The following is a 20,508-nucleotide window of genomic DNA, read 5'->3' on the forward strand; positions in this document are numbered from 1 at the left end:
CCATGAAATTCACCGATCTCTTTGTCCAGCGGCCGGTGCTGGCGATGGTGACCAGCCTGCTGATCATCATCGCCGGTCTCCAAGCCATCGGCTCGCTCAATGTCCGCCAGTATCCGAAGAGCGACAACGCCGTGGTCACGGTCACCACCGTCTACACCGGCGCCAGCGCCGATCTGGTGCGCGGCTTCATCACCACCCCGCTGGAGCGGGCCATTGCCGCCGCCGACGGCATCGACTATCTCCAGTCACAGAGCGCCCAGGGCGTCTCGACCATCAGTGCCCGCCTGCGCCTCAACTACGACCCGATCAAGGCCCTGTCCGAAATCAGCTCCAAGGTCGACCAGGTGCGCGGCGACCTGCCGCCCGAGGCCGAGATCCCGATCATCAACGTCGAGTCGGCCGATTCCAAGTTTGCCTCGGCCTATCTCAGCTTTACCTCCGAGCTTCTCGAGCAGAACGAGATCACCGACTATCTGGTGCGCGTGGTCCAGCCCCGGCTGTCGGCCCTCCAGGGGGTACAGCGGGCCGACGTGCTCGGCGCCCGCACCTTTGCCATGCGCATCTGGCTCGATCCCGACCGGATGGCCGCCTTCAACGTCAGTCCGGCCCAGGTCCGCCAAGCCCTGGCGGCCAACAACTTCCTCGCCGCAGTCGGCAAGACCAAGGGTTCGCTGGTCCAGGTCAATCTGACCGCCAACACCGACATGCGCACGGTGGAGGATTTCAAGCGACTGGTGATTCGCGAGGACCAGGGCGCCCTGGTGCGGATCGAGGACGTGGGCGAGGTGGTGCTCGGCGCCGAGGATTACGAGAGCGAGGTGCGCTTTTCCGGCCAGACCGCCGTGTTCATGGGCATCTGGCCCCTGCCCAATGCCAACTCGCTGGAGGTGATCAAGCGGGTGCGAGCCGAAATGGCGGCCATCGACAAGCAGCTGCCCAGCGGCCTGACGGCGCGCATCGCCTACGACGGCACCGACTACATCGAGAACGCCATCAAGGAGGTGGTCAAGACCCTGAGCGAGACGCTGGTGATCGTGGTGATCATCATCTTTCTCTTTCTCGGCTCGCTGCGTTCGGCCCTGATCCCGGTGGTAACCATCCCGCTGTCCTTGATCGGGGCGATGTTTCTCATGCAGGTGTTCGGCTTCACCATCAACCTGCTGACCCTGCTGGCCATCGTCCTTTCCGTGGGACTGGTGGTCGACGATGCCATTGTCGTGGTCGAAAATGTCGAACGCCATCTCGGCGAGGGCAAGACCCCGATCGAGGCGGCCCTGCTCAGCGGCCGCGAACTGGTCAACCCGCTGATCTCGATGACCATTACCCTGGCCGCAGTCTATGCACCCATCGGCCTGCAGGGCGGGTTGACCGGCTCGCTGTTCCGTGAATTCGCCTTTACCCTCGCCGGGGCAGTGACCATTTCCGGCGTGGTCGCCCTGACCCTGTCGCCGATGATGTCGTCCCGCCTGCTCAAGGCAGGCATGACCGACCGTGGCCTGGCCGGCAAGATCAAGCGCGATTTCAACCGGCTGCGCATCACCTACGGCCGTTGGCTGGAGATCACCCTCCGCCACCGGCCGGCGGTCTATGTCCTCTGGATCGTGCTCAGCCTGCTGGCCGTGCCCCTGTTCAAGATGTCCGCCAAGGAATTGGCCCCCACCGAGGACCAGGGCGTCATCTTCGGGATCATCGATTCCGCGGCCAACTCGACCCTTGACCAGAACAGTCTGTATTCGGCGGCGGTCAACCAGGTCTTCCACAGCATTGCCGAAAACAACTTTGTGTTCCAACTCACCGAACCCAGTTCCGGGTTCAGCGGCATGGTGGTCAAACCCTGGCAGGAGCGCGAGCGGACCATCTTCGAGATCATGCCTGAGGTGGCGATGAAGCTCCATGCCATTCCCGGGGTGCGGGTGCTGCCGGTGACTCCGCCCGCGCTGCCCGGCGGCGGCCAGTTCCCGGTGGAATTCGTCATCGCCTCCACCGCCGAGCTCGACCAGGTGCTCGCCTTCGCCCATCAGATCCAGACGGCCGCTACCCAGAGCAAGATGTTCGCCTTCCCGCCGCTGATCGACGTCAAGATCGATCAACCGCAGTCGGAAATCGTCATCGACCGCGACAAGGTGGCCGACATCGGTCTCAACCTGCAGCAGGTGGGCGTCGATCTGGCGACGATGATGGGCGGCAACTACGTCAACCGCTTCAATATCGCCGGCCGCAGCTACAAGGTGATTCCCCAGGTGATGCGGGTCGACCGTCTCAATCCGGAACAGTTGAGCACCATCCATGTCACTGGCCCCAATGGCCAATTGGTGCCGCTGTCCACCATCGCCACCCTCAAGAACACCACCGAGGCTCGCTCGCTCAACCGCTTCCAACAGCTCAACGCGGTCACCATCAGCGCCTATCCGGTGCGGCCGCTGGACGAGGCGCTGCGCTTTCTGGAGGACGAGGCGGCCAAGATCCTGCCCCAGGGCTACAGCCTCGACTATACCGGCGAATCCCGCCAGCTCCGCGTCGAGGGCAACACCTTTGTCCAGGCCTTCGCCTTGGCCATTGTGCTGATTTTTCTGGTGCTCGCGGCCCAGTTCAACAGCTTCCGCGACCCCTTCGTCATCCTGGCCGGTTCGGTACCGCTCGCCATGTTCGGCGCCCTGATCTTCACCTTCCTCAAGATGCCCGACCCCAATGTCCCCTTCTGGACCAAGGGCTGGACCACGACCTTGAACATCTATTCGCAGGTGGGGTTGGTGACCTTGGTCGGGCTGGTGTCGAAAAACGGCATTCTCATCGTCGAGTTTGCCAACAAGCTGCAATTACAGGGATTGAGCAAACACTCCGCCGTGCTTGAAGCCTCCATGACCCGGCTGCGGCCGATCCTGATGACCACCGGCGCCACCATTGCCGGTCATTTTCCGCTCACCCTGGTCACCGGCGCCGGTGCGGCGGCACGCAATTCCATCGGTTTGGTCCTGGTGGGCGGGATGGCCATCGGCTCGCTCTTTACCTTGTTTGTGATCCCGTCGATCTACATGCTGGTGGCCAAGGATCATTCCAGGGAGGCCAGCAAACAAGAAAGAACCGAGGCGGGTTGACGCACCGCCTGCCCCGCCCGTTTTGCTGATTGTTTTTCCGGTTATCCTGACAAAAAGCAGGCAAACCCTTTGGATACGGACTGATGGCATGGGCGCGATCTCTCGTGCCCACAGCCTCTCCGGAGCAACCTCGCCATGCACACTATTTTTTTCTGCCATGAACTGGATTATCCTTCTCGCTGCCGGCCTGCTTGAAGTCGGCTGGGCCATCGGCCTCAAGTATACCGACGGGTTCACCCGCCTGTGGCCTACGATCGGCACCGTGCTGGCCATGGTGCTCAGCATGGGTCTGCTCGGCCTGGCGGTCAAGTCGCTGCCCGTGGGCACGGCCTATGCGGTATGGGTCGGGGTGGGCGCGGTGGGCACCGCTCTTTTGGGGATCGTTCTCTTTGACGAACCGGCCAATCCGGCGCGGCTGCTCAGCCTTGGCCTCATCCTGGCCGGCATCATCGGCCTCAAGCTGGCCTCGCCCGCCTGAAATCAAGAATCAGCCTGGCCCCTTTTTGCTCTCGCGGCGCTGCTGGTCCAGATCGCGATAGGCCGCGGGAAGAAAACGTGGCGTGCAGACCGCAAGAAAGAGCAGGTCCACATGGCCGATGTTGGTGATTCGCTGCCGGCAACCCGGAGGGATCAGCACCACATCGCCGGCTTGGACCTGCCGGGGGGGCTCGTCGCCGACTTCCACCAGGCCGTTGCCTTCCAGCAGCAGGTACCGCTCCTGGATGCCCTCAAGACCGTGCCATCGGGTGGACTGCCCCGCTGCCACCCGGGCACGGGCCACGGACACTGCCGGGTCGTCGGGGGTATTGTGCAGTTCGAGGATGAAACAGCCTTCCTCGAAATAGTATTCCTCGTCGCTCATCCCGTTCCTCGCGGCGCTCACGCTAATTCGTTCAATCCAGGGACACCACCAGCGCGGCCGGCCATAGGCCGTACAGAGCGCACAGGCCCACCCCCGGTCTGCGGCGAAACCATCGCCGAGACCAGACTGAACGAGAAACTCGCTCCCGCGCTCTCCTCGGCGTGCCCGCGGGGGGCATCCCGCTCACAGTCCATACTTCTTGCTGTAACCGCGTGGAGTGATCATTTTTTCCCGCCAGACAAAGGTCTGCGAGTTGCCGATGATCACCGTGGTCTGCATGCCGATCTCCTCATCGAGCATCATGCCCAGCGTGGTCAACCGCACGCTCTCGTGCTCGCGGGTGGCGCCGCTGACAATGCCCACCGGCGTGTCCGGCGAGCGGTGCGCGAGCAGGATCTCACGGGCGCGGACGATCTGATCGGTGCGTTTTTTGGACTTGGGATTGTAGATCACCACCACGAAATCGGCCGGAGCCACGGCTTCGAGGCGGCGTTCGATCAGTTCCCAGGGGGTCATCAGGTCGGAGAGGCTGATGGCGGCGAAATCGTGCATCAGCGGCGCGCCGAGGACAGCGGCGCAGGAATTGAGGGCGGCGATGCCGGGGATGATATCGATTGCGGCCTGGGCCTCCATGGACCGGGCCAGTTCAAACACCAGCCCGGCCATGGCGTAGATGCCGGGATCGCCGCCGCAGACCAGGGCCACGCGGCGGCCCGCCTCCGCCAGCTCCAGGGCCTTGCGGCAGCGGTCGATCTCCTGCATCATTGACGAGGACAGGACCTCGCTCTGGGGGTTGAGGCAATCGCGCACCAGGTCGAGATAGGTGCGGTAACCGACCACGATTTCGGCCTGCTCCAAGGCAGCCTGGGCCCGGGGGGCCATGAGATCGGTGGCGCCGGGGCCGAGGCCGACAACGGAGAGGGTGCCGGGGGTGCTAGTTTGTGCTGTTGCCATGTTGAGTTTCCTTACTGTTTGAACTGAGAGGTTGATAGTCTGGAGTTGTTGAGTCTGTTAGGTAAAAAAACGACACGATGCGCATGTGCATCGTGGCCAGTGAGCAGAGAGCCGTACCTGCAGCCTAACGGACTCCAGCCTCTCCCCCTATCCACCTAACCAACCTTGCAACGGATCGCCCATCTCCGCCACGGCCGTGGTGACATCGGTCCACTTCATCTTGGCGACCAGCAGGATGGCACCTGGACCGGCGCCGAGCAGGGCCGCCGGCTCGGCCACGCCCTTGGCGCCAATGGCCCGCTGCACCGTCGCCGAGGTGCTGACGCCCTCCACCTGGTTGAGGGCATCCTTGCTGAAAAAATCAATGTCCAGGCTCTGTTGCCGGGCATAGTCCAGCAACCCGGTCTCGTCCTCTTTGAGGTCGATCGAGGCCAGGCGGGCGATGGCCTGGGAAGCGAGACCATGCTGCGCACAGGTCGCCGCCACTGCCTGGGCGATGGTGGCGGCCGATGTACCCCGGTTGCAACCGATGCCGACGACCAGCGACTTGGGGCAGAGCAGAACGGCGCGAGAGGCGCCCATCGTTCGGCTATCGATACGCAAATCGGCCGCATCGCGCTCGGTCACCGGCACGAGATCGGCCGGCAGTTCCGGCAGCGGGTAGCGGCTCCACAGGCTGAGGGAGCCCTGATCGACCAGACGGCCCATGGCCCGGGTGAAGGCCTTCTTGTCTGCTGCCGTCAGGCCGTGCTCGCGGCACCAGAGGTCGAGCGCGGTGCGGCCGAGCACATCCGAGGCGGTGGTGAGCACCGCCGTGCCGCCGGTTGCGGTGGCCACCCGGCGAGCGAGGTCGTTGGCGCCGCCGAGGTGGCCGGAGAGGAGCGAGATGGCAAAGCGGCCCCGTTCATCGCCGACGACGATGGCCGGATCATGATATTTGTCGCCCAGCAACGGAGCAATGGTGCGGACCACGATGCCGGTGGCCATGATGCAGACGATGCCGCGATAGTGCGGCCACACCTGGGCCATCACCGCGGCCAGCCGTCCCTTGCAGGCAAAGAAGTCAGCGTGGAGCTGCCCGGCCAGTTGCCGCCCCAGCGCACAGCCGCCGCGGCTCAGCGCGAGCACGGCCAGCGGCGGTTTTTCCCCGGCCCCTCCCGTCATCAACGGTACTCGTGGGAAAAGGAGGCGTCGTAGAGTTTGGAGGCGATGTGGCTGTCCTCGCCCAGGGCCGGGCCGACCACGATCATGGCCGTCTTCTTGATCCGCGAGGCCTGGATGTGGGCCGCGATGTCGTCGAGGCGGCCACGGACAATCTGCTGATCCGGCCAACTGGCCCGCTCGACCACGGCGATCGGGGTCTCGGGCGCATAGCCGCCGCTGATCAGGTCATCGACCACGGTGGCGATCAGCGACACGCTGAGAAAGATGCACATGGTCGCCTGGGCGCGGGCCAGGTTGCGCAGCGATTCGCGCTCCGGCACCGGCGTGCGGCCTGCCTGGCGGGTGAAGATCACCGTCTGGGTGACCTCGGGCACGGTCAGCTCGACCTTGAGGGCAGCGGCGCTGGCAAAGGCCGAACTCACCCCGGGCACCACCTCGTAGGGAATCCCCTGGGCATCGAGCCACTGCATCTGTTCACGGATGGCGCCGTAGATGGCCGGGTCGCCGGTGTGCAGCCGCACCACGCGCAACCCTTGGCGATAGCCATCGGCCAGCAACTGCATGATCGTGTCCAGATCGAGGCTGGCGCTGTCGTGGCAGCGGGCCGCAATGCCGTCGAGCAGGGCGGGGTTGACCAGACTGCCGGCATAGACGACCACATCGGCCTGATCCAGCAGGCGGCGGCCCTTGAGGGTGATCAGTTCCGGGTCCCCAGGGCCGGCGCCGAGAAAGACTACCGGATGGAGAACCGCATCAAGCGGTGAGGGCGTTGCGTTCATTGGACACCTGTACCTTTTTTTTACGGATCACCATGGTGGAGAAATAGTGCAGTGTGCACCCCCGGGCCTGGCGGATATCGGTGTAGACCCGTTCCTCGGGCATGCCTGAACGCTCGATCAGCACCGCGCAGTCCACCAACCCCAACTCCTCCAGCAGGTCGATCAGGACATCGAGCCGTTTGTGCACCTTCATCAGTACCACCGCATCGAGGGTGGTGAGGATGGAACGCAAGCGGTCGTCTTCAAAGGCGGCCGGGACCACGGCCAAGACATCGTCGCCCAGGGCCAGCGGACTGGCCTGGGAGGCGGCGCAGGCGGCCATGGCGGTGATGCCCGGCACCACGGTCACCGGTATCTGCGGCCGCTGTTCTTGGATCATGGCCAGCAGATAGAAGGCGGTGGAGTAAAGGGTGGCATCGCCCAGGGTGGGAAAGGCCACGTCCGAACCCCGGTCGAGATGGCGGATGACCTCGTCGGCCGACTGCCGCCAGGCTGAGAGCAGTTGTGCGTCGGTGTCCTGGCCGAGAAAAACCTTTTTCATCGGAAAGCAGAGCGACAGGATGGTGCGGCCGGTATCGGGCACCATCTGTTCGGCGATCTGCTGGGCGCTGCTCAGCCCCTTTTCCCGGGCCGTGGGCACGGCCCAGACCTTGGCGTCGCTCAGGATGCGCACCGCCTTGTAGGTCATGAGTTCCGGGTCGCCGGGACCCACTCCGACCAGATAAAGATGGCCGGTTTGCGCGGAGGAGTTGTCGCTCTTCATTTGTCGCCTGTGATGAGGGTTATGGGGTTGAAGACTCGTGGTTCGCTGTCCGGGGACAGACGCCGGTTCACGGCCAGGGTACTGCTCGCCACCCGCAGGCCCAGCCGCTGCAGGGCGGCCAGGGCCGTGGTTTCGGTCTGCTCCAGCACGGCGTTGACCACGATGCGGCCGCCTGCGGCCAGTCGGGCCACCGCCGCTTCGAGGATCGGTTCCAGTCGCTGGCCGCTGCCGCCGATGAAGATCCGATCCGGTGCGGGCAGGTTGGCCAAGGCATCGGGCGCCTCGCCGCTGACCAAGTGGATGGCATAGGCGCCGTAGCGCCGGATGTTGGCGCGGATGTTGGCCTGCTCCTCGGGTTTTTTCTCGATGGTGTGGATCGAGAGGTCAGGGCACATCCGGGCCGCTTCCAGTGATACCGAGCCGGAACCGCCGCCAATATCCCAGAAAACGCCGGTGGCCGGCAACCGCAGCCGGTGCAGGGTGGCGGCGCGGACCTCGTCCTTGGTGATCAAGCCGCGCGAATGGAGGATCTCGTCCTCGCGCAGGCCAAAGCAGAGGTCTGCCGCTGATGGTTGCGGCTGCTCGATCAGCATCATGTTGAGGGCGGAAAAATGGCCGGCCGCGATCTCTGCCAAGCTGCCGCTGGTCAGCCGTTCGTCGGCCAGGCCGAGATTTTCCGCCACCCGGATGCGAATGGCGGCAATGCGCTCGCGGTCTTCGCAGGCGGTGAGCGCGTTCAGCAGGGTGGCCGCCACCCGGTCCGGACTGTTGCGGCTGTCGGTGAACAGCATCATTGGCCCGCGACCGAGGATGCGGCCGGCAAGGTCCTGCACCGTGCGCCCGTGGAGGCTGAGCAGGGTCAGGTCGTCCCAGGGAAGGCGGAAGCGGGCGCAAGCCAGCTGCACGGCGGACAGCGCCGGATGAATGCGGAGGCGGTCCGCACCGAAGCGGGCGATCAGGGTGCGGCCGATGCCGTAGAACAGGGGATCGCCGCTGGCCAACACCGCCACGTCGCCGTCGATGAGTGCCGTATCCACCTGGTGCAGCATGGCATCGACCGGAGCGATGTCGATCAGGGGATGGAGCAGGCCGGCCACCAGCGGCCGGTGGCGGCGGGAGGCGACGATGGCGCGGCAGCGGCGCAGGATGGGCCACTGCTCGCTGTTCAAGGCCTTGCCGCTAATACCGATCAGTTCAATCCGTGACATGGACCACTCCCTCCTCCGAGGTCACCAGATAGACGCGCACCTCCAGGCCGGACCAGCGTTCGGCTTGGGTCTTGGCCCGACGGCAGACGGCGGTGATCAGATCGTCCCGGCCCCATTCCTTGAGTCGATCATAGATCTCCCGAGCCGTGTTGGCCGCGTGCAAGGTGGCAACGGCGGCTGTTTCCAGTCCGAGTTCTGCCAGCAGGTCGGCGGCCTGCCGTGTTTCCAGGGCACCGTTGCGCACATGGGTCTGGGGTACGGCCAGGGCCGCCTTGACCAGTTTGGCCCACATCTCGGCCAAATGGATGCGGGCAAAACCGTGTCGCCGGGCAGCCTCCAGGGCATAGAGCAGATAGTCGCCCATCATTACCTGGGTCTCCTCCGGGAGACCGAGCCGATGCTGCACCGCCGCCTCCGAGGTCCGGCCGGTGGCCAGGATCACCTCGGAGAGGCCGGCCGCCCGGGCTACCTGCATCGAGGCCTCGATGGTGTCGGTCCAGGCCTTGGCGGAAACGGGCCGGACGATGCCGGTGGTGCCGAGGATGGACAGACCGCCGATCACCCCCAGCCGCCGGTTGAGAGTCTTCTCGGCCAGGGCCTCGCCGTCGCGGACAAAGATCGACACCTCCACGGGGCGGAGCGGGCCCTCGTCGGCGGCCAGGGCTTCCGCCACTGCGGCCCGGATCATCTGCCGGGGCACGGGATTGATCGCCGGTTCGCCCACCGCGACCGGCAAGCCGGGCTTGGTCACCCGCCCAACACCCGGGCCGTTGACCAGCGTGATCGGCTCGTCCTGCGACTCGTCCAGCCAGCGGACCTCGGCCCCGATCTCCGCACCGTTGGTCACATCCGGGTCATCGCCCGCATCCTTGACCACCGTGGCCATGATCCGCTCCCCGTCGGTACGTCCAACGCGGCACAGGGCAAAACGGTGGCGCGAGCCGTCGGGAAAAGGAATTTCCACCGTCTGGGGTGTGTCCTGCCCCAGCAGGCAGAGCACCGCCGCCTTGGCCGCCGCCGCCGCACAGGCACCGGTGGTGTAGCCGCTGCGCAGCGCTTTTCGTTGCGAAGGTCGCTCCATGGTCCGTCAAGCCAGACGCAGCAGGGCGTTGACCGCGGCCACCGCCACCGGCGTGCCGCCCTTGCGGCCCAGGGCGGTGATGAAGGGATAGGGTTTTGCCGCCAGCAGTTCCTTGGATTCGGCCGCGTTGACAAAGCCCACCGGCACGCCGATCACCAGGTCCGGGGCAAAGAGCCCTTGGTCGATCAGTTCCATCACCTTGAGCAGGGCGGTCGGCGCGTTGCCCACGGCGACGATGCCGATATTGTCGTCGATGCTGCGGGCCATGGCCGCATCGGAGCGGGTGGTGCCGTTGGCCTTGGCCAGGGCCACGGTTTCCGCTTCCGCCACCCGGCAGATCACCTGGCCGCCAAAACGGGCCAACAATCCCTTGGAAATACCGCTGGCACCCATGTTGACGTCGATGAGGATGTTCTTGCCGGCCCGGATGGCAGCCAATCCGGCGCTGATCGCCTGGGGATGAAACCGGAAGGTGTCGGCAAAGCCGAAATCGCCGGTGGCATGGATGGCGCGGCGGACCACGGCGAACTCCTCGGGCGAAAAGGTGGTGGGGCCGAGTTCACGCTCGATGATGCGAAAACTTTCGGTCTCGATATCCTGGGGGGCGATGGGTTGCAGGGTGACCATGTTTATTCAGGTTGTTGAGTGATTAAGATCGTAAGGTGTTCCAGCAGTAAATTGCAGTCAAAATGGCTCTCGCCCACACCCGGCCTTCCGACAAGCCGCCACAAACCGCTCCGCCACCGCAGGCGTCCGGCCCCAGTGGAGGTGGATGTAGCCGGCCAGGGTGTTCTTGTGGACATGGCCTTCGGATGCCCCGTTTTCCATGCGGTAGGCGGCGGGTACATCGGCACCGTCGGCATCGATGGTCGAGTAATGAAATTCATGCCCGTGGAGCACCGTGCCCGCAGGCGCCAGCAGACAGTCGTGTTCGACCCTCGGCTGGCGGTAGCCCAGGCTGCGCAGCCGGGTCTGCATGCGGGCCACAAAGGGATAGACACCGATCATGGGGAAGCAGGCGCCCTCGTGATCCAAGATGGCGGCGCACAGGTACATGAAGCCGCCGCATTCGCCATAGACCGGACGGCCGCTGGCGGCAAAGGCCCAGATCTGTTCCCGCATGGTGCTGTTGGCGCTCAGCTGGCTGGCATGCAGTTCCGGATAGCCGCCGCCCAGGTAAAGGCCGTGCAGATCCGGCGGTAGGTCCGGATCGTGGAGCGGACTGAACAGCACCAGTTCGGCCCCGGCCTCGCGGAGCAGGTCGAGGTTGTCCTCGTAGTAGAAGCAGAAGGCCGCATCCCGGGCCACGCCGATCCGTACCGGCGAGCCGGTGGCCACCAGGGGGGCATCGGACACCGGTGGCACGTCCCTCCGTTCGCCGGCAATGCGGAGCAGCAGGTCCAGATCGAGGTGCTGCTCGACTAGATGGATCAACCGTTCCAGTCCCTCGCCGCGCAGCGGGTGTTCCTCGCCCATGTGCAACCCCAGGTGGCGGGAAGGGATGTGCACCTCCTCGCTGCGGGGGAGAAAGCCGATGATCGGCACCCGGCAGTGGGCCTGAAGGGCCGCGGCCACCATGTTCCGGTGCTTGTCCGAGCCGATCCGGTTGCAGATGATCCCGGCCAGGGAGAGGTCCGGATCGAGGGTGGCAAAACCATGGGCCACGGCGGCCACGCTTTCCGCCGCCGAGCGGACATCGATCACCAGCAGAACCGGCAACTTGAGCGTTTTGGCCAGGGTGGCCGCCGACCCCTCGCCACCGTCAAACAGCCCCATCACCCCCTCGACCACGGCGCAGCCCTCGGAGGCACCGTGACGGGCAAAGGTGCGGCGGACCCAGTCAGCCCCGCACATGCGCACATCGAGGTTGCGCGACGCTCGTCCGGTGACCATGCGATGCAGGCTGGGGTCGATGAAGTCCGGGCCGCACTTGAACGGCTGGACCACGATACCCCGCCGGGCCAGGGCCGCCATCACCCCCAGGGTGACGGTGGTCTTGCCGCAACCCGAATGGGTGCCGGCGATGAGCACGGCCGGCCGGCTCATAGGCGGGTGATGCCTTCCTGACCGTAATCCGGGTAGAGCAGCGACTTGACGAAGCCGATGCCGTCGAGCAGCCCCAGGGTCGGCCGTGAGACCATCTCTTCATCGACTAGGAACACTTGGCGCTCGCGCACCGCCTTGATCAGATAAAAACCCGGTTCCTTGACAATGTCATCGACGCTCACCGGATTCATCCGCCCGGACTGGGCCAGATAAAGGTCGATCTGCTCGGCCTTGGCCAGGATGCGCTCCTTGCCGTAAGCGGCGATATTGGTCTCGCGCATCCGCTCGGCATCGGTGGCGATGTTGACCCCGCCCGCCGACTCGAGCACGAACATGGCCATGGAAGTGGGGGCAAAGGTCTTCATCTGCTTGTGGATGGCCTCGAAGTAGACCCGTTTGCGTTTCTCCATCGGAATATCCTTCAGCGAGGCGGTGATTTCGGCCAACCGGGTGCCAAAAGTCTCGATCATGGCCTTGGCCTGGGCTTCCCGGCCGGTGAGCTTGCCCAGGTTCTCCCAGTAGACGAACAGCCCGCTGGCTTCGGTCGGCTGCAAGGACACGACGCGGACATTGTTTTTTTCGAGGATGCGCACCAGGTTGGGGTAGCCACGGCTGATCATCGGCCGAATCAGCACCAAATCGGGTTTGAGTGCCAACAGTCGTTCGGGATCGTCCTGGAACTGGACCACCGGCCGGCCGGGCAACCCGGCGTCGCTGGGGCCGCAGGCCACGATTTCCTTGTCCAAGCCGAGTTCGAGCAGATTGGTGGTGTGGGCCGGATAGAGGGAGATGATGCGTTTGAAGGGCTGGTTGAAGACCAGGGTCCGATGCTCGCTGTCGGTGATCGAAGCGGCCGATGCCACGGAAACGAGGAGAAAGACAAGGCACTGGACGAAAAGCAAGACGTTGATGCGCATGGGTCGGGTGGGTTGAGGTTAGCGGTTGAGCGGCAGGCGAAAACTCACCTGACGACTGTTGGTGAAGGCGTTGGACCGAACCTCGGCCTCGACGCCGTACACGGCTTCAATGTTTTCCGGCGTCAGCACCTCCTCGGTCGGTCCCTGGCAGACCACCTGCCCCTGTTTGAGGAAGATCAGCCGGTCACAGAAGAACGAGGCCAGGTTGAGGTCGTGCATGACCGCCACCACCTGCATCCCCTGCCGCTCGAAGCGGCCGCGGATCAGATGCAGGATCTCCAGGCTGTGGTGGATGTCGAGATTGGAGGTGGCCTCATCGAGCAGGAGCACCGCCGGTTTCTGGGCCAGGGCCCGGGCCACGGCCACCCGCTGTTTTTCGCCGCCCGACAAGCGGGTGACCGGCCGGTTGGCCAGGGCGGCGATGCCGGTGGCCTCCAGGGCCTCGTCGACCAGGACCTGGTCGGTTTCGCTGGGGGCGGCAAAGCGATGGAGGTGCGGATGCAGGCCCATCTCCACCACCTCGCGCACCGAATAGCCGAAGCGGACCATGAAATCCTGGGGCACCAGAGCCAGCTGTCGGGCGAGCTGCTTGCGCGGCCAGACATGGAGGGGGCGGCCCATGAACTCGATCATCCCCGAGTGCGGCATCAGCAGGCCGCCCATCAGGTCGAGCAGGGTGGTCTTGCCGCTGCCGTTGGGGCCGAGGATACCGTAACAGCAGCCACGGCGCAACTCCAGGCTGACATCGCATACCACCGGTGTCCCGTTGTAGCCGAAGTTAACCTTGGTCAGCGACCAGAGCAGTTCGCCTGATGGTTCAGAAATCGCTCTTGCCATCCTGCTGTCGTCTCTTGAAAAGGATACAGAAGAAGGGGCCGCCCAGCAGCGCGGTGAGCACGCCGATCGGCACCTCCACCGGCAGCACCGCGCGGGTGAGGGTATCGGCGATCAGCAGCAACAGGCCGCCGGTGAAGAAGGACAGGGGAATCAACAGCCGGTTGTCCGGGCCGACCAGGTGGCGCAGCATGTGCGGCACGATCAGGCCGACAAAGCCGATGATTCCGGACACCGAGACTGCCAGCGCGGTCATCAGGGTGGCCACGGTGAGCAGGAGGGTACGCAGGCGGACGGTGTTGATGCCCAGCGAGGTGGCGGCCCGGTCGCCGGTGGCCATGATATTGAGATCGCGGCTGTAAAACACGCCCACCAGGGTGCCCAACAGGGCCGTGGGGGCCAGGAGGAGGATGTTCTGCCACGAGGCGCCGGCGAGGCTGCCCATCAGCCAAAAAATGATCAAGCCGACCTGTTCGTCGGCCAGGAATTTAAGAAAACCGATGGCCGCCGACAGGATGGCGGCAACGATGACCCCGGCCAGGATCAGGCTGGTCGAGGAGAGCCGCCGGTCGCCCGCGGCAAGAAAGAGCACCACCGCCAGCGTGCCCACGCCGCCGCCAAAGGCGAATACCGGAATGGTGACCCCGGGCGGCAGGGCCAGACCGAAGATCTGGAGGACGATCACCAGCGAGGCGCCGAAGGCGGCGCCGGTGGAGATGCCCAGGGTGTAGGAGTCGGCCAGGGGATTGAGGAGGATGGCCTGGAAAACGGCGCCGCTGACCCCCAGCAAGCCGCCAACCAACACCGAGGCCAGAATCCGGGGCATGCGCACGTCGGCGACCACGGTGGCGGCCACCGGATCAACAGCCGGCGGCATGGTGTGGCCGGCGAGTTTAGCCCAGAGGATGGCGAACACGTCCGGAATGGAGACGTCAAGGAAGCCGAGGGTGGCGGACAGGGCCACGGCAAAGACCAGCAACACGGTCAGCGGCAGCAGCCAGGTGGCGGCGGTCCGGCCATTCATCAGTGCAGGTCCACTCCGGCCTCGGCCGCGGCTTGGGCGGCATGATCAACGAAAATCCGGGCCACGGCAGGCTGCTCGCCCAGCCCTTGAAGCGCTGAGAGCACCTCGAACCCCGCGCGGACGAGGATCGATCGCCAGGAATCCTCCTGCGGTCCGATCAGGTCGCGGGTGGCATGCTCGCCGGCAACAAGAAGAAAGGGTTTGAGAAGCACACGCCGCTGTCCATGGAGCCGCAGATCGCCCACCACCTGGTCCAGGGCCGGAAACCCCTCGACCGTGGCGATCAGGGTCAGGACATCGGCATAGAGTTCGCGCATACGGGCGGCAAACTCCAAATAGAGGCCGCCGGAAGGAAAGTAGTGGTTGCCGTGGCCCATGTAGACCAGGGCCGCGCCGTGGCTGCGCGCCAACTCGGCATCGCTGGCCAGGGCCCGGGCGGCGATGCGAATGTCGTCGGCATAAGCGTGTTTGAGGCTGTAGGCACCGAGCAGCGGCCGGCCCAGGCCGATGGCCGTGAAAGGCTGCCAGCGCGGCTTCATGGTCCGAATCGAGCGCAGGCCATGAACATAGGACGCCAGGTCGTGGAACTCCTCGGCCGGGGCGATGTGAGTCGACTGGACCACCAGGGCAGTATGGCCCCGGTCTTGGAGATTGGCGATGGTGGCCAGGATGCCCTGGACTTCGAGAATTTCCAGCGGTATTTCGGGATGTTCGACTCGGTAGGCGGGATTGGCGGCACGCTGGTGCCAGATGCGGCGGATCTGGTTGGAAGTGAAGGCCAGACGCACCGGAGTGCGGGGATAGGCGGCCTCCATGGCGGTCTTGATCGCCAGCAGCCCTTGCAGGGCCGGTTCCACCGTTGTTCCGAACATGGCCAGGACAATGGCCTCGCTCTGCTGCACCGTGTGCTCCTCCAGCGGTCAAAAAAACAGCACCGGCCGGCACGTTCCAACACACGGCCGATGCCCCTTTGCCGGCCCGACAAAAAAAATCCCGGACCCGCACGTCTGATCCAGGATGTCCCTTGTTTACCGCTGGAGTCTGCAACCCGTCTTGTCGCCGCAAGGTCGGGGTCATACGGTTCAGGCAGGTCTTCTGACTTCCGGATCGTCCTTCTTCCGCGCCTTCCCGTTGTCACAGTGGCGTATGTGCGAAAGTTGTCCCCGGCTACAGCGGCGGGCCCGTTCCGGCTTTGAACCGGATTCCCTTTTCATCCGTTGATACGGACACCTGAACCACAGGTGCGGCCATGGTACCTGCCACCCGGGGTGAAGTCAAGCCGCGAATGGAGCGCGTGGCGCAAAAAGCCCGGGTCCGGCAGGCCACGATCCCAGAGGCAGCCGCACTCACCCGCCGTTTCCCGCCAACGGTTCCTGAGACGGTGTCGCCACCAGCGGCGGCAACAGGGTCTGCACCTCGTAGGCGGTCCACTGCAGAAGCCCGGAAAGGGTGGCCACGTTGATCCGATTGAGCCCCCGGGCGATTTCCTCGTAGCTTTTCCCTTTTTGCCGCAGCCGGCCAATCGACGCCGACAGCTGTTCCCGGGAAAAGCGTTTTTTCCCATCCGCTGGAGGCGGCGTTTCCGGCTCCTGGCCGGCATGGGGCATCGGCCCGCGGCGTGGGTCAAGCTGAAGCGGCAGTTCGATCACCTGGTAGAGTTCATCGGTCCCTTGCGTGACCTGGAGGGGGGCGGATGCAGCTGCTTCGTCCGCCTCAGCCGCGTTTTGTGTGGCGGGCTGCAGGGGCTTGTATTCCAGTTGCAGGCCCACCATCAGCCGCATCAGATCGTCAATCTGACGGTCGCGGCGGGCCAGCTGTTCGCGCATGTCCTCCAACTGTTCACGAAGCAGCTCGATCTGATCCTTGTAGGCGAGGAGCAGGTCCTGGAGAAAGTCGCTGCCCGGCTCGGTCGGTTTGGTCGGGGCACCGGCCCTGGCTGCGGCGGGTTCCTCGCCGTCGCGGGGGTAGGCGGCGAGCAGCTGCCGCCCCTCGTCCCATCGCTCCAGATCGGCATAGCGGAACCGGACCTCCTGCTTGCCGGTCACCGGGTTGAGCACCAGCTTATAGGGCAATCCCCGCTTGCGGTAGCGGCTGATGGATTTGGTCGAGACGTTGAGGAAATCGGCCGCCTCTTTCTGGGTGACCATGTAGTCGTTGTCGCTCATGCCTACCGTGTTCGGGGGTGATCCAGGCCGCTCCTTTCGGCCAGCAGTTCCCGGCCGGTTTCGATCACCGCCCGAAAAAAGGTGTCGATCTCGGATTTGTCGACGTTGATGTTGGTAATCAGCAACCGCAGCACCAATTCGCCGTTGACGAACCCGGTACCGACCAGGCTGCGGCCGGTGCGGTGCATCCGTTCCCGCAGTTCCTGATTGAAGGCGGCGGCAGGGATAGGCGCGGGAGGACGGAAGCGAAAACAGACGTTGAACGACTCCCGGGGCACCACCATTTCCAGCTCTGCGGCCTGTTGCACCTGCGCCTCGGCATAGGCGCACAGCTCAAGATAGTGTTCCACCCGCTCGGCCAACCCCTCGCGGCCATAAAATTTCCAATCAAGAAACCATTTGAGGCTGTCCACCCGCCGGCCGCACTGGAGCGACTGGGTGCCCAGATCGCGGATCTCGCCGTTGTCGCCCTCGCGGAAGATGTAGCTCTCATCGCCGGCGCTGCACACCTGGCGAAGAATATCGGGCCGCTGATTGAACAGCAGCACGTTGCACATCAGGGAGGTGCCCAGCATTTTATGAAAGTCCAGGGTGAACGAGTCGGCCTGCTCCAGATGGGGCAAGAACCGGGCGCGCAGCCGGTCGCTAAACACCACCGCTCCCCCCCAGGCGCCGTCGACATGCAGCCAGAATTTGTATTGATCGCGCAGGGCGATGATTGGCTGCAGCAGGTCATAGGATCCCCGCACCGTGGTGCCGGCGGTGGCGGCGACAAAAAAGGGCACCCCGCCTGCGGCGGTGATCTCGGCCAGTCGTTGTTCCAGAGCGTCCACCCGCATCCGGCCGTGATCGTCCACCGGCACCTTGAGCAGATGCTCCGCCCCCAAACCGAGAATGTTGGACGCCCGGTCCATGGAGTAATGGGCGTCGGCATTGACCAGGGCGAACAGCGGCGGCCGGCCGAACAACCCCTGCTGCTTGACCGCCGGATCGGCGTTGTTGCGCGCCGCCATCATGGCGATCATGTTGGCGTTGCTCGAACCGGTGGTCATCTGACCGGTACCGTTGTGAAAACCGACCAGTTCAAGCATGGTCCGCAGCAGGTATTTCTCCATCAGGGTGGAGACTGGCGCGGTCTCGTACGTGCAGGCCGAGGTGTTGGTGACGGCGGTCACCATCTCGCCGATCACCGACGGCAGGTTGGCCCCGGCCCACATCCGGTTGAGGTAGGCGGGATGGCTGGTCCTGACCGCATGGGTCAGATATTTCTCTACCCAGGCGAACAGCTGGTCCCAGTCTCCCCGCACGCCGCTGTCCAGATCCAGCCGTTGCCGCAGCTCCTCGGGATCGAGATAGTCAACAAAGGGTCCCGTCGCCCGCTCTTGGGAGTAGCGGGTGAGGATCTGCAGCAACCGCGCTAAAATTTTTTCCTGCTCCATGTGTCCTGTGAAAGCTCCCTGTGGTCAGTGACGATGGCCAACAAACGCAACCTGCAACCACCCCGGCAGCATGACGAGCCGCCGGGAAAACCACCTTTTGTTCGATATATCCGCTTCGCCGTTTTCGGCGGACAGGAGGCGACGCAACCGCGCGATGCACCGTTTGCCGGAATCCCGGAAACACGGCGAAAGCGATTGCTCTATACTACAGGGGAGACGGATAATCGAACAGAAAGTGGCCCATGCCGATGGGGAAAACAGTGGTCTCGGCCCCAAACCGTTGCCACATGCAGCGCGGCCGCCCGGCGCGTCTCTCAGCTCTCGGGAGAGGCCAGGGTGTCGAGGTACACCATGCCCTCCAGCAACAGATGATCGACCCGTTCCTGCAGGCGCATGGTTGTCGGCACGGACATCTGACCGGGGTAAAAGGCAAAGGTTCCCTGGCGCCAGGACAAGGACTCGAAAAATGCCTCCTTGATCTGACGGATGAGCAGATCGTCCAGCCGGGCCGCGTCCACGTAGCCCTTCTCCTGAAGGAGGTGCCCCAGGGGGCGCGTGCCCTGGTCCTGCCGATGAAGGAGGAGGCATTCGTGCAGCTGTTCTTCGGTGATCATGCCGGATTCGAGCAGCATCTCACCGATTTTACGAGGATTGATGCGCAACATGCCATAGGTCAGCACGCCGCTGGCAAAATAAAAACTGCCGCTGTTTTCCGGGGCATGCACTTCGAGTTTTCCGCTGAGGGCGGCAAAATCGAACAGCTGAAAGATGTTCTCCAAGGCAATGGCGGCGATATCGCCCTGAAAGGCGGCCGCCGTTTTCGCGGGCTGATCGGCTGCGTGCCGGGAGGACGTCGGGGGGGCCTGCGGTGGGCCTGGTCTATTCAACGGATTGGTTTGCATGGTCGTGTTGGAGGTTTCTTGTGGTTGCGGGCCGTGCTCCCCTCTGCGGCCGTTCTACACGCGGACAATTTCCTCCGGCGCATGGGTCAGCACCTGCGGTCCGTCGGCTTGGAGCACAAAGGTGTTTTCCGTGCCGATGGCCCCTTCCGGGAAGACGAATTTCGGCTCCAGGGCAAAGGTCATGCCGGCGGCCAGGGGCATCTTTACCCCGGTGGCGAAGATCGGATACTCGTCGAGTTCCAGACCGACGCCGTGGCCGATGAAGCGCACCCGGTCGTTGCCCATGCCCATGAAATGGTCCGCCAGCCCCATCTGCTCGGCCAGTTCGACCGATTTGGCGTAGACCGTTTCACAGAGGACCCCGGGCTTGAGCATGCCCACCAGTTCGGCCTGGATGGCCAGCGCCGCCGCATGGGCCTGGCGCAACCGCGCGGAGACATCGCCGAGGACAAACATCCGGGCGCCGTCGGCGGTGTAGCCGTTGATCACGCAGGTGTAGTCGATGTAGACGACTTCGTTCTTGCCGATGGTCTTCCAGCCGGCGCCGTGCGGGTTATTGGCCGGGGTCAGGCCGCAGCCCCCCACCGGCCCGTCGAAGTAGGTAGGGGCGGCGCCACTTGATCCGGAGGTGACGTTGCCCATGAAGAAGTCCTGGTTGAAGGCGCGCATCTTGGAACAGCCGCCGTAGCCGCGTTTGCGCATCCCGGCCTCGAACAGGCTGGCCAGTTCAATTTCGGTCATGCCCTCGCGCAGCCAGGAGGGCACCTCGGCAAAGACCTGATCGAGCACGCCGCAGGCGCGGTGGAGCAGATCGATCTCATAGGCGGATTTGATGGTGCGGAGGCGCCTGAGGACATCCGAGATGTCGGAGAAGGTGGTGTCGTTGAAGACCTTGGCATAGAACTGCCAGGTATTGTAGGGGATGACATCCAGCTCCAGGCCCAGGGTCTCGATTGCAAACCCCCGATCCTTGAGCAGGTCGGGAATCGCCTTCAGGCTCTTCACCTCCAGGATGGTGTCGATCGGCGACTCGGTGCAGGCCCGCTCGAAACTCTTGCGCACCATGAGAACCGGTTGGCCGGCGCGGGGGATGAACAGATGGCTCGATTGCGAGGTGCCGCTAAGATAGAACAGGTTGGTATGGTGGATGATCAGGGCGCCGTCGAGCCCCAGCTGCTCCAGGGTCTGCTGAAAGGTGGCGATGCGCGCGTCAATCTCGCTTTTTGGCGTGTACAGCATGTCCGTCATGAAGAGGTCCCCCTGTGCGTGCGTTTG

The 20,508-nt window shown here is 64.4% G+C and carries 19 protein-coding genes and 1 riboswitch; of the genes, 2 read left to right on the forward strand and 17 right to left on the reverse strand.

Annotated features, from left to right (window positions below; all coding sequences use genetic code 11):
- The first annotated feature begins 2 nt into the window (after window positions 1-2).
- Together DESPR_RS15125 and sugE are read left to right on the forward strand one after the other, a co-directional pair.
- Window positions 3-3,095 carry an efflux RND transporter permease subunit gene (locus DESPR_RS15125; RefSeq protein WP_015725673.1) on the forward strand — a complete coding sequence of 1,031 codons (3,093 nt, stop codon included), beginning with the start codon at window positions 3-5 and terminating at the stop codon, window positions 3,093-3,095.
- Between the two features lie 157 nt (window positions 3,096-3,252).
- Window positions 3,253-3,573, forward strand: a complete 321-nt coding sequence (sugE, locus tag DESPR_RS15130) for a quaternary ammonium compound efflux SMR transporter SugE (RefSeq protein WP_015725674.1) — start codon at window positions 3,253-3,255, stop codon at window positions 3,571-3,573.
- A 9-nt stretch (window positions 3,574-3,582) separates the two neighbouring features.
- Here the strand turns inward: sugE and DESPR_RS15135 are convergent, their stop codons facing one another.
- The 17 genes from DESPR_RS15135 to DESPR_RS15215 form a co-directional block, all read right to left on the reverse strand.
- Window positions 3,583-3,957, reverse strand: a complete 375-nt coding sequence (locus tag DESPR_RS15135; RefSeq protein ID WP_015725675.1) for a cupin domain-containing protein — start codon at window positions 3,955-3,957, stop codon at window positions 3,583-3,585.
- A 183-nt stretch (window positions 3,958-4,140) separates the two neighbouring features.
- Window positions 4,141-4,911, reverse strand: a complete 771-nt coding sequence (gene cobJ, locus DESPR_RS15140) for a precorrin-3B C(17)-methyltransferase (RefSeq protein WP_015725676.1) — start codon at window positions 4,909-4,911, stop codon at window positions 4,141-4,143.
- A 147-nt stretch (window positions 4,912-5,058) separates the two neighbouring features.
- Entirely contained in the window at window positions 5,059-6,075 is a 1,017-nt protein-coding gene (locus tag DESPR_RS15145; protein WP_015725677.1) for a cobalt-precorrin 5A hydrolase, read from the reverse strand.
- On the reverse strand, window positions 6,075-6,854 hold the full coding sequence (cobM, locus tag DESPR_RS15150; protein WP_015725678.1) for a precorrin-4 C(11)-methyltransferase: 780 nt from the start codon (window positions 6,852-6,854) through the stop codon (window positions 6,075-6,077). Before cobM ends, DESPR_RS15145 begins: the two co-directional genes overlap by 1 nt.
- A complete protein-coding gene (cobI, locus tag DESPR_RS15155) occupies window positions 6,829-7,617 on the reverse strand; it encodes a precorrin-2 C(20)-methyltransferase (RefSeq protein ID WP_015725679.1) in 789 nt (262 codons plus the stop codon). Before cobI ends, cobM begins: the two co-directional genes overlap by 26 nt.
- Window positions 7,614-8,825 carry a bifunctional cobalt-precorrin-7 (C(5))-methyltransferase/cobalt-precorrin-6B (C(15))-methyltransferase gene (locus DESPR_RS15160; protein ID WP_015725680.1) on the reverse strand — a complete coding sequence of 404 codons (1,212 nt, stop codon included), beginning with the start codon at window positions 8,823-8,825 and terminating at the stop codon, window positions 7,614-7,616. The genes cobI and DESPR_RS15160 overlap by 4 nt, the downstream gene beginning before the upstream one ends.
- The gene (cbiD, locus tag DESPR_RS15165) at window positions 8,812-9,906 is read right to left on the reverse strand and encodes a cobalt-precorrin-5B (C(1))-methyltransferase CbiD (protein WP_015725681.1); all 1,095 of its coding nucleotides are present in this window, start codon (window positions 9,904-9,906) and stop codon (window positions 8,812-8,814) included. Before cbiD ends, DESPR_RS15160 begins: the two co-directional genes overlap by 14 nt.
- A gap of 6 nt (window positions 9,907-9,912) precedes the next feature.
- Complete coding sequence (locus DESPR_RS15170) at window positions 9,913-10,533, reverse strand: precorrin-8X methylmutase (RefSeq protein ID WP_015725682.1); 621 nt, start codon at window positions 10,531-10,533, stop codon at window positions 9,913-9,915.
- Window positions 10,534-10,590: 57 nt separating this feature from the next.
- The gene (locus tag DESPR_RS15175) at window positions 10,591-11,952 is read right to left on the reverse strand and encodes a cobyrinic acid a,c-diamide synthase CobB (RefSeq protein WP_015725683.1); all 1,362 of its coding nucleotides are present in this window, start codon (window positions 11,950-11,952) and stop codon (window positions 10,591-10,593) included.
- Window positions 11,949-12,869, reverse strand: coding sequence for an ABC transporter substrate-binding protein (locus tag DESPR_RS15180; protein ID WP_015725684.1), 921 nt, complete (start codon window positions 12,867-12,869; stop codon window positions 11,949-11,951). The genes DESPR_RS15175 and DESPR_RS15180 overlap by 4 nt, the downstream gene beginning before the upstream one ends.
- An 18-nt stretch (window positions 12,870-12,887) precedes the next feature.
- Window positions 12,888-13,706, reverse strand: a complete 819-nt coding sequence (locus DESPR_RS15185) for an ABC transporter ATP-binding protein (protein WP_015725685.1) — start codon at window positions 13,704-13,706, stop codon at window positions 12,888-12,890.
- Complete coding sequence (locus DESPR_RS15190; RefSeq protein WP_015725686.1) at window positions 13,687-14,727, reverse strand: FecCD family ABC transporter permease; 1,041 nt, start codon at window positions 14,725-14,727, stop codon at window positions 13,687-13,689. The genes DESPR_RS15185 and DESPR_RS15190 overlap by 20 nt, the downstream gene beginning before the upstream one ends.
- The gene (locus tag DESPR_RS15195) at window positions 14,727-15,629 is read right to left on the reverse strand and encodes a sirohydrochlorin cobaltochelatase (RefSeq protein ID WP_015725687.1); all 903 of its coding nucleotides are present in this window, start codon (window positions 15,627-15,629) and stop codon (window positions 14,727-14,729) included. Before DESPR_RS15195 ends, DESPR_RS15190 begins: the two co-directional genes overlap by 1 nt.
- 166 nt (window positions 15,630-15,795) lie before the next feature.
- A riboswitch (cobalamin riboswitch) is annotated at window positions 15,796-15,976 on the reverse strand.
- 97 nt (window positions 15,977-16,073) lie between these two features.
- Window positions 16,074-16,892, reverse strand: a complete 819-nt coding sequence (locus tag DESPR_RS15200; protein WP_015725688.1) for a helix-turn-helix domain-containing protein — start codon at window positions 16,890-16,892, stop codon at window positions 16,074-16,076.
- A 2-nt stretch (window positions 16,893-16,894) separates the two neighbouring features.
- The gene (locus DESPR_RS15205; RefSeq protein WP_015725689.1) at window positions 16,895-18,331 is read right to left on the reverse strand and encodes a pyridoxal phosphate-dependent decarboxylase family protein; all 1,437 of its coding nucleotides are present in this window, start codon (window positions 18,329-18,331) and stop codon (window positions 16,895-16,897) included.
- Between the two features lie 314 nt (window positions 18,332-18,645).
- The gene (locus tag DESPR_RS15210) at window positions 18,646-19,233 is read right to left on the reverse strand and encodes a DUF4388 domain-containing protein (protein ID WP_015725690.1); all 588 of its coding nucleotides are present in this window, start codon (window positions 19,231-19,233) and stop codon (window positions 18,646-18,648) included.
- Between the two features lie 54 nt (window positions 19,234-19,287).
- The gene (locus tag DESPR_RS15215; protein ID WP_015725691.1) at window positions 19,288-20,481 is read right to left on the reverse strand and encodes a M24 family metallopeptidase; all 1,194 of its coding nucleotides are present in this window, start codon (window positions 20,479-20,481) and stop codon (window positions 19,288-19,290) included.
- Window positions 20,482-20,508 lie beyond the last annotated feature (27 nt).

The sequence above is a fragment of the Desulfobulbus propionicus DSM 2032 genome (assembly GCF_000186885.1).
GTDB classification, from domain to species: domain Bacteria; phylum Desulfobacterota; class Desulfobulbia; order Desulfobulbales; family Desulfobulbaceae; genus Desulfobulbus; species Desulfobulbus propionicus.

Excerpts from the sequence above, each read along its gene's own strand:
- DESPR_RS15125 (WP_015725673.1), top strand. The coding sequence starts at position 3 with ATGAAATTCACCGATCTCTTTGTCCAGCGGCCGGTGCTGGCGATGGTG.
- sugE (WP_015725674.1), top strand. The coding sequence starts at position 3,253 with ATGAACTGGATTATCCTTCTCGCTGCCGGCCTGCTTGAAGTCGGCTGG.
- DESPR_RS15135 (WP_015725675.1), bottom strand. The coding sequence starts at position 3,957 with ATGAGCGACGAGGAATACTATTTCGAGGAAGGCTGTTTCATCCTCGAA.
- cobJ (WP_015725676.1), bottom strand. The coding sequence starts at position 4,911 with ATGGCAACAGCACAAACTAGCACCCCCGGCACCCTCTCCGTTGTCGGC.
- DESPR_RS15145 (WP_015725677.1), bottom strand. The coding sequence starts at position 6,075 with ATGACGGGAGGGGCCGGGGAAAAACCGCCGCTGGCCGTGCTCGCGCTG.
- cobM (WP_015725678.1), bottom strand. The coding sequence starts at position 6,854 with ATGAACGCAACGCCCTCACCGCTTGATGCGGTTCTCCATCCGGTAGTC.
- cobI (WP_015725679.1), bottom strand. The coding sequence starts at position 7,617 with ATGAAGAGCGACAACTCCTCCGCGCAAACCGGCCATCTTTATCTGGTC.
- DESPR_RS15160 (WP_015725680.1), bottom strand. The coding sequence starts at position 8,825 with ATGTCACGGATTGAACTGATCGGTATTAGCGGCAAGGCCTTGAACAGC.
- cbiD (WP_015725681.1), bottom strand. The coding sequence starts at position 9,906 with ATGGAGCGACCTTCGCAACGAAAAGCGCTGCGCAGCGGCTACACCACC.
- DESPR_RS15170 (WP_015725682.1), bottom strand. The coding sequence starts at position 10,533 with ATGGTCACCCTGCAACCCATCGCCCCCCAGGATATCGAGACCGAAAGT.
- DESPR_RS15175 (WP_015725683.1), bottom strand. The coding sequence starts at position 11,952 with ATGAGCCGGCCGGCCGTGCTCATCGCCGGCACCCATTCGGGTTGCGGC.
- DESPR_RS15180 (WP_015725684.1), bottom strand. The coding sequence starts at position 12,869 with ATGCGCATCAACGTCTTGCTTTTCGTCCAGTGCCTTGTCTTTCTCCTC.
- DESPR_RS15185 (WP_015725685.1), bottom strand. The coding sequence starts at position 13,706 with ATGGCAAGAGCGATTTCTGAACCATCAGGCGAACTGCTCTGGTCGCTG.
- DESPR_RS15190 (WP_015725686.1), bottom strand. The coding sequence starts at position 14,727 with ATGAATGGCCGGACCGCCGCCACCTGGCTGCTGCCGCTGACCGTGTTG.
- DESPR_RS15200 (WP_015725688.1), bottom strand. The coding sequence starts at position 16,892 with ATGAGCGACAACGACTACATGGTCACCCAGAAAGAGGCGGCCGATTTC.
- DESPR_RS15205 (WP_015725689.1), bottom strand. The coding sequence starts at position 18,331 with ATGGAGCAGGAAAAAATTTTAGCGCGGTTGCTGCAGATCCTCACCCGC.
- DESPR_RS15210 (WP_015725690.1), bottom strand. The coding sequence starts at position 19,233 with ATGCAAACCAATCCGTTGAATAGACCAGGCCCACCGCAGGCCCCCCCG.
- DESPR_RS15215 (WP_015725691.1), bottom strand. The coding sequence starts at position 20,481 with ATGACGGACATGCTGTACACGCCAAAAAGCGAGATTGACGCGCGCATC.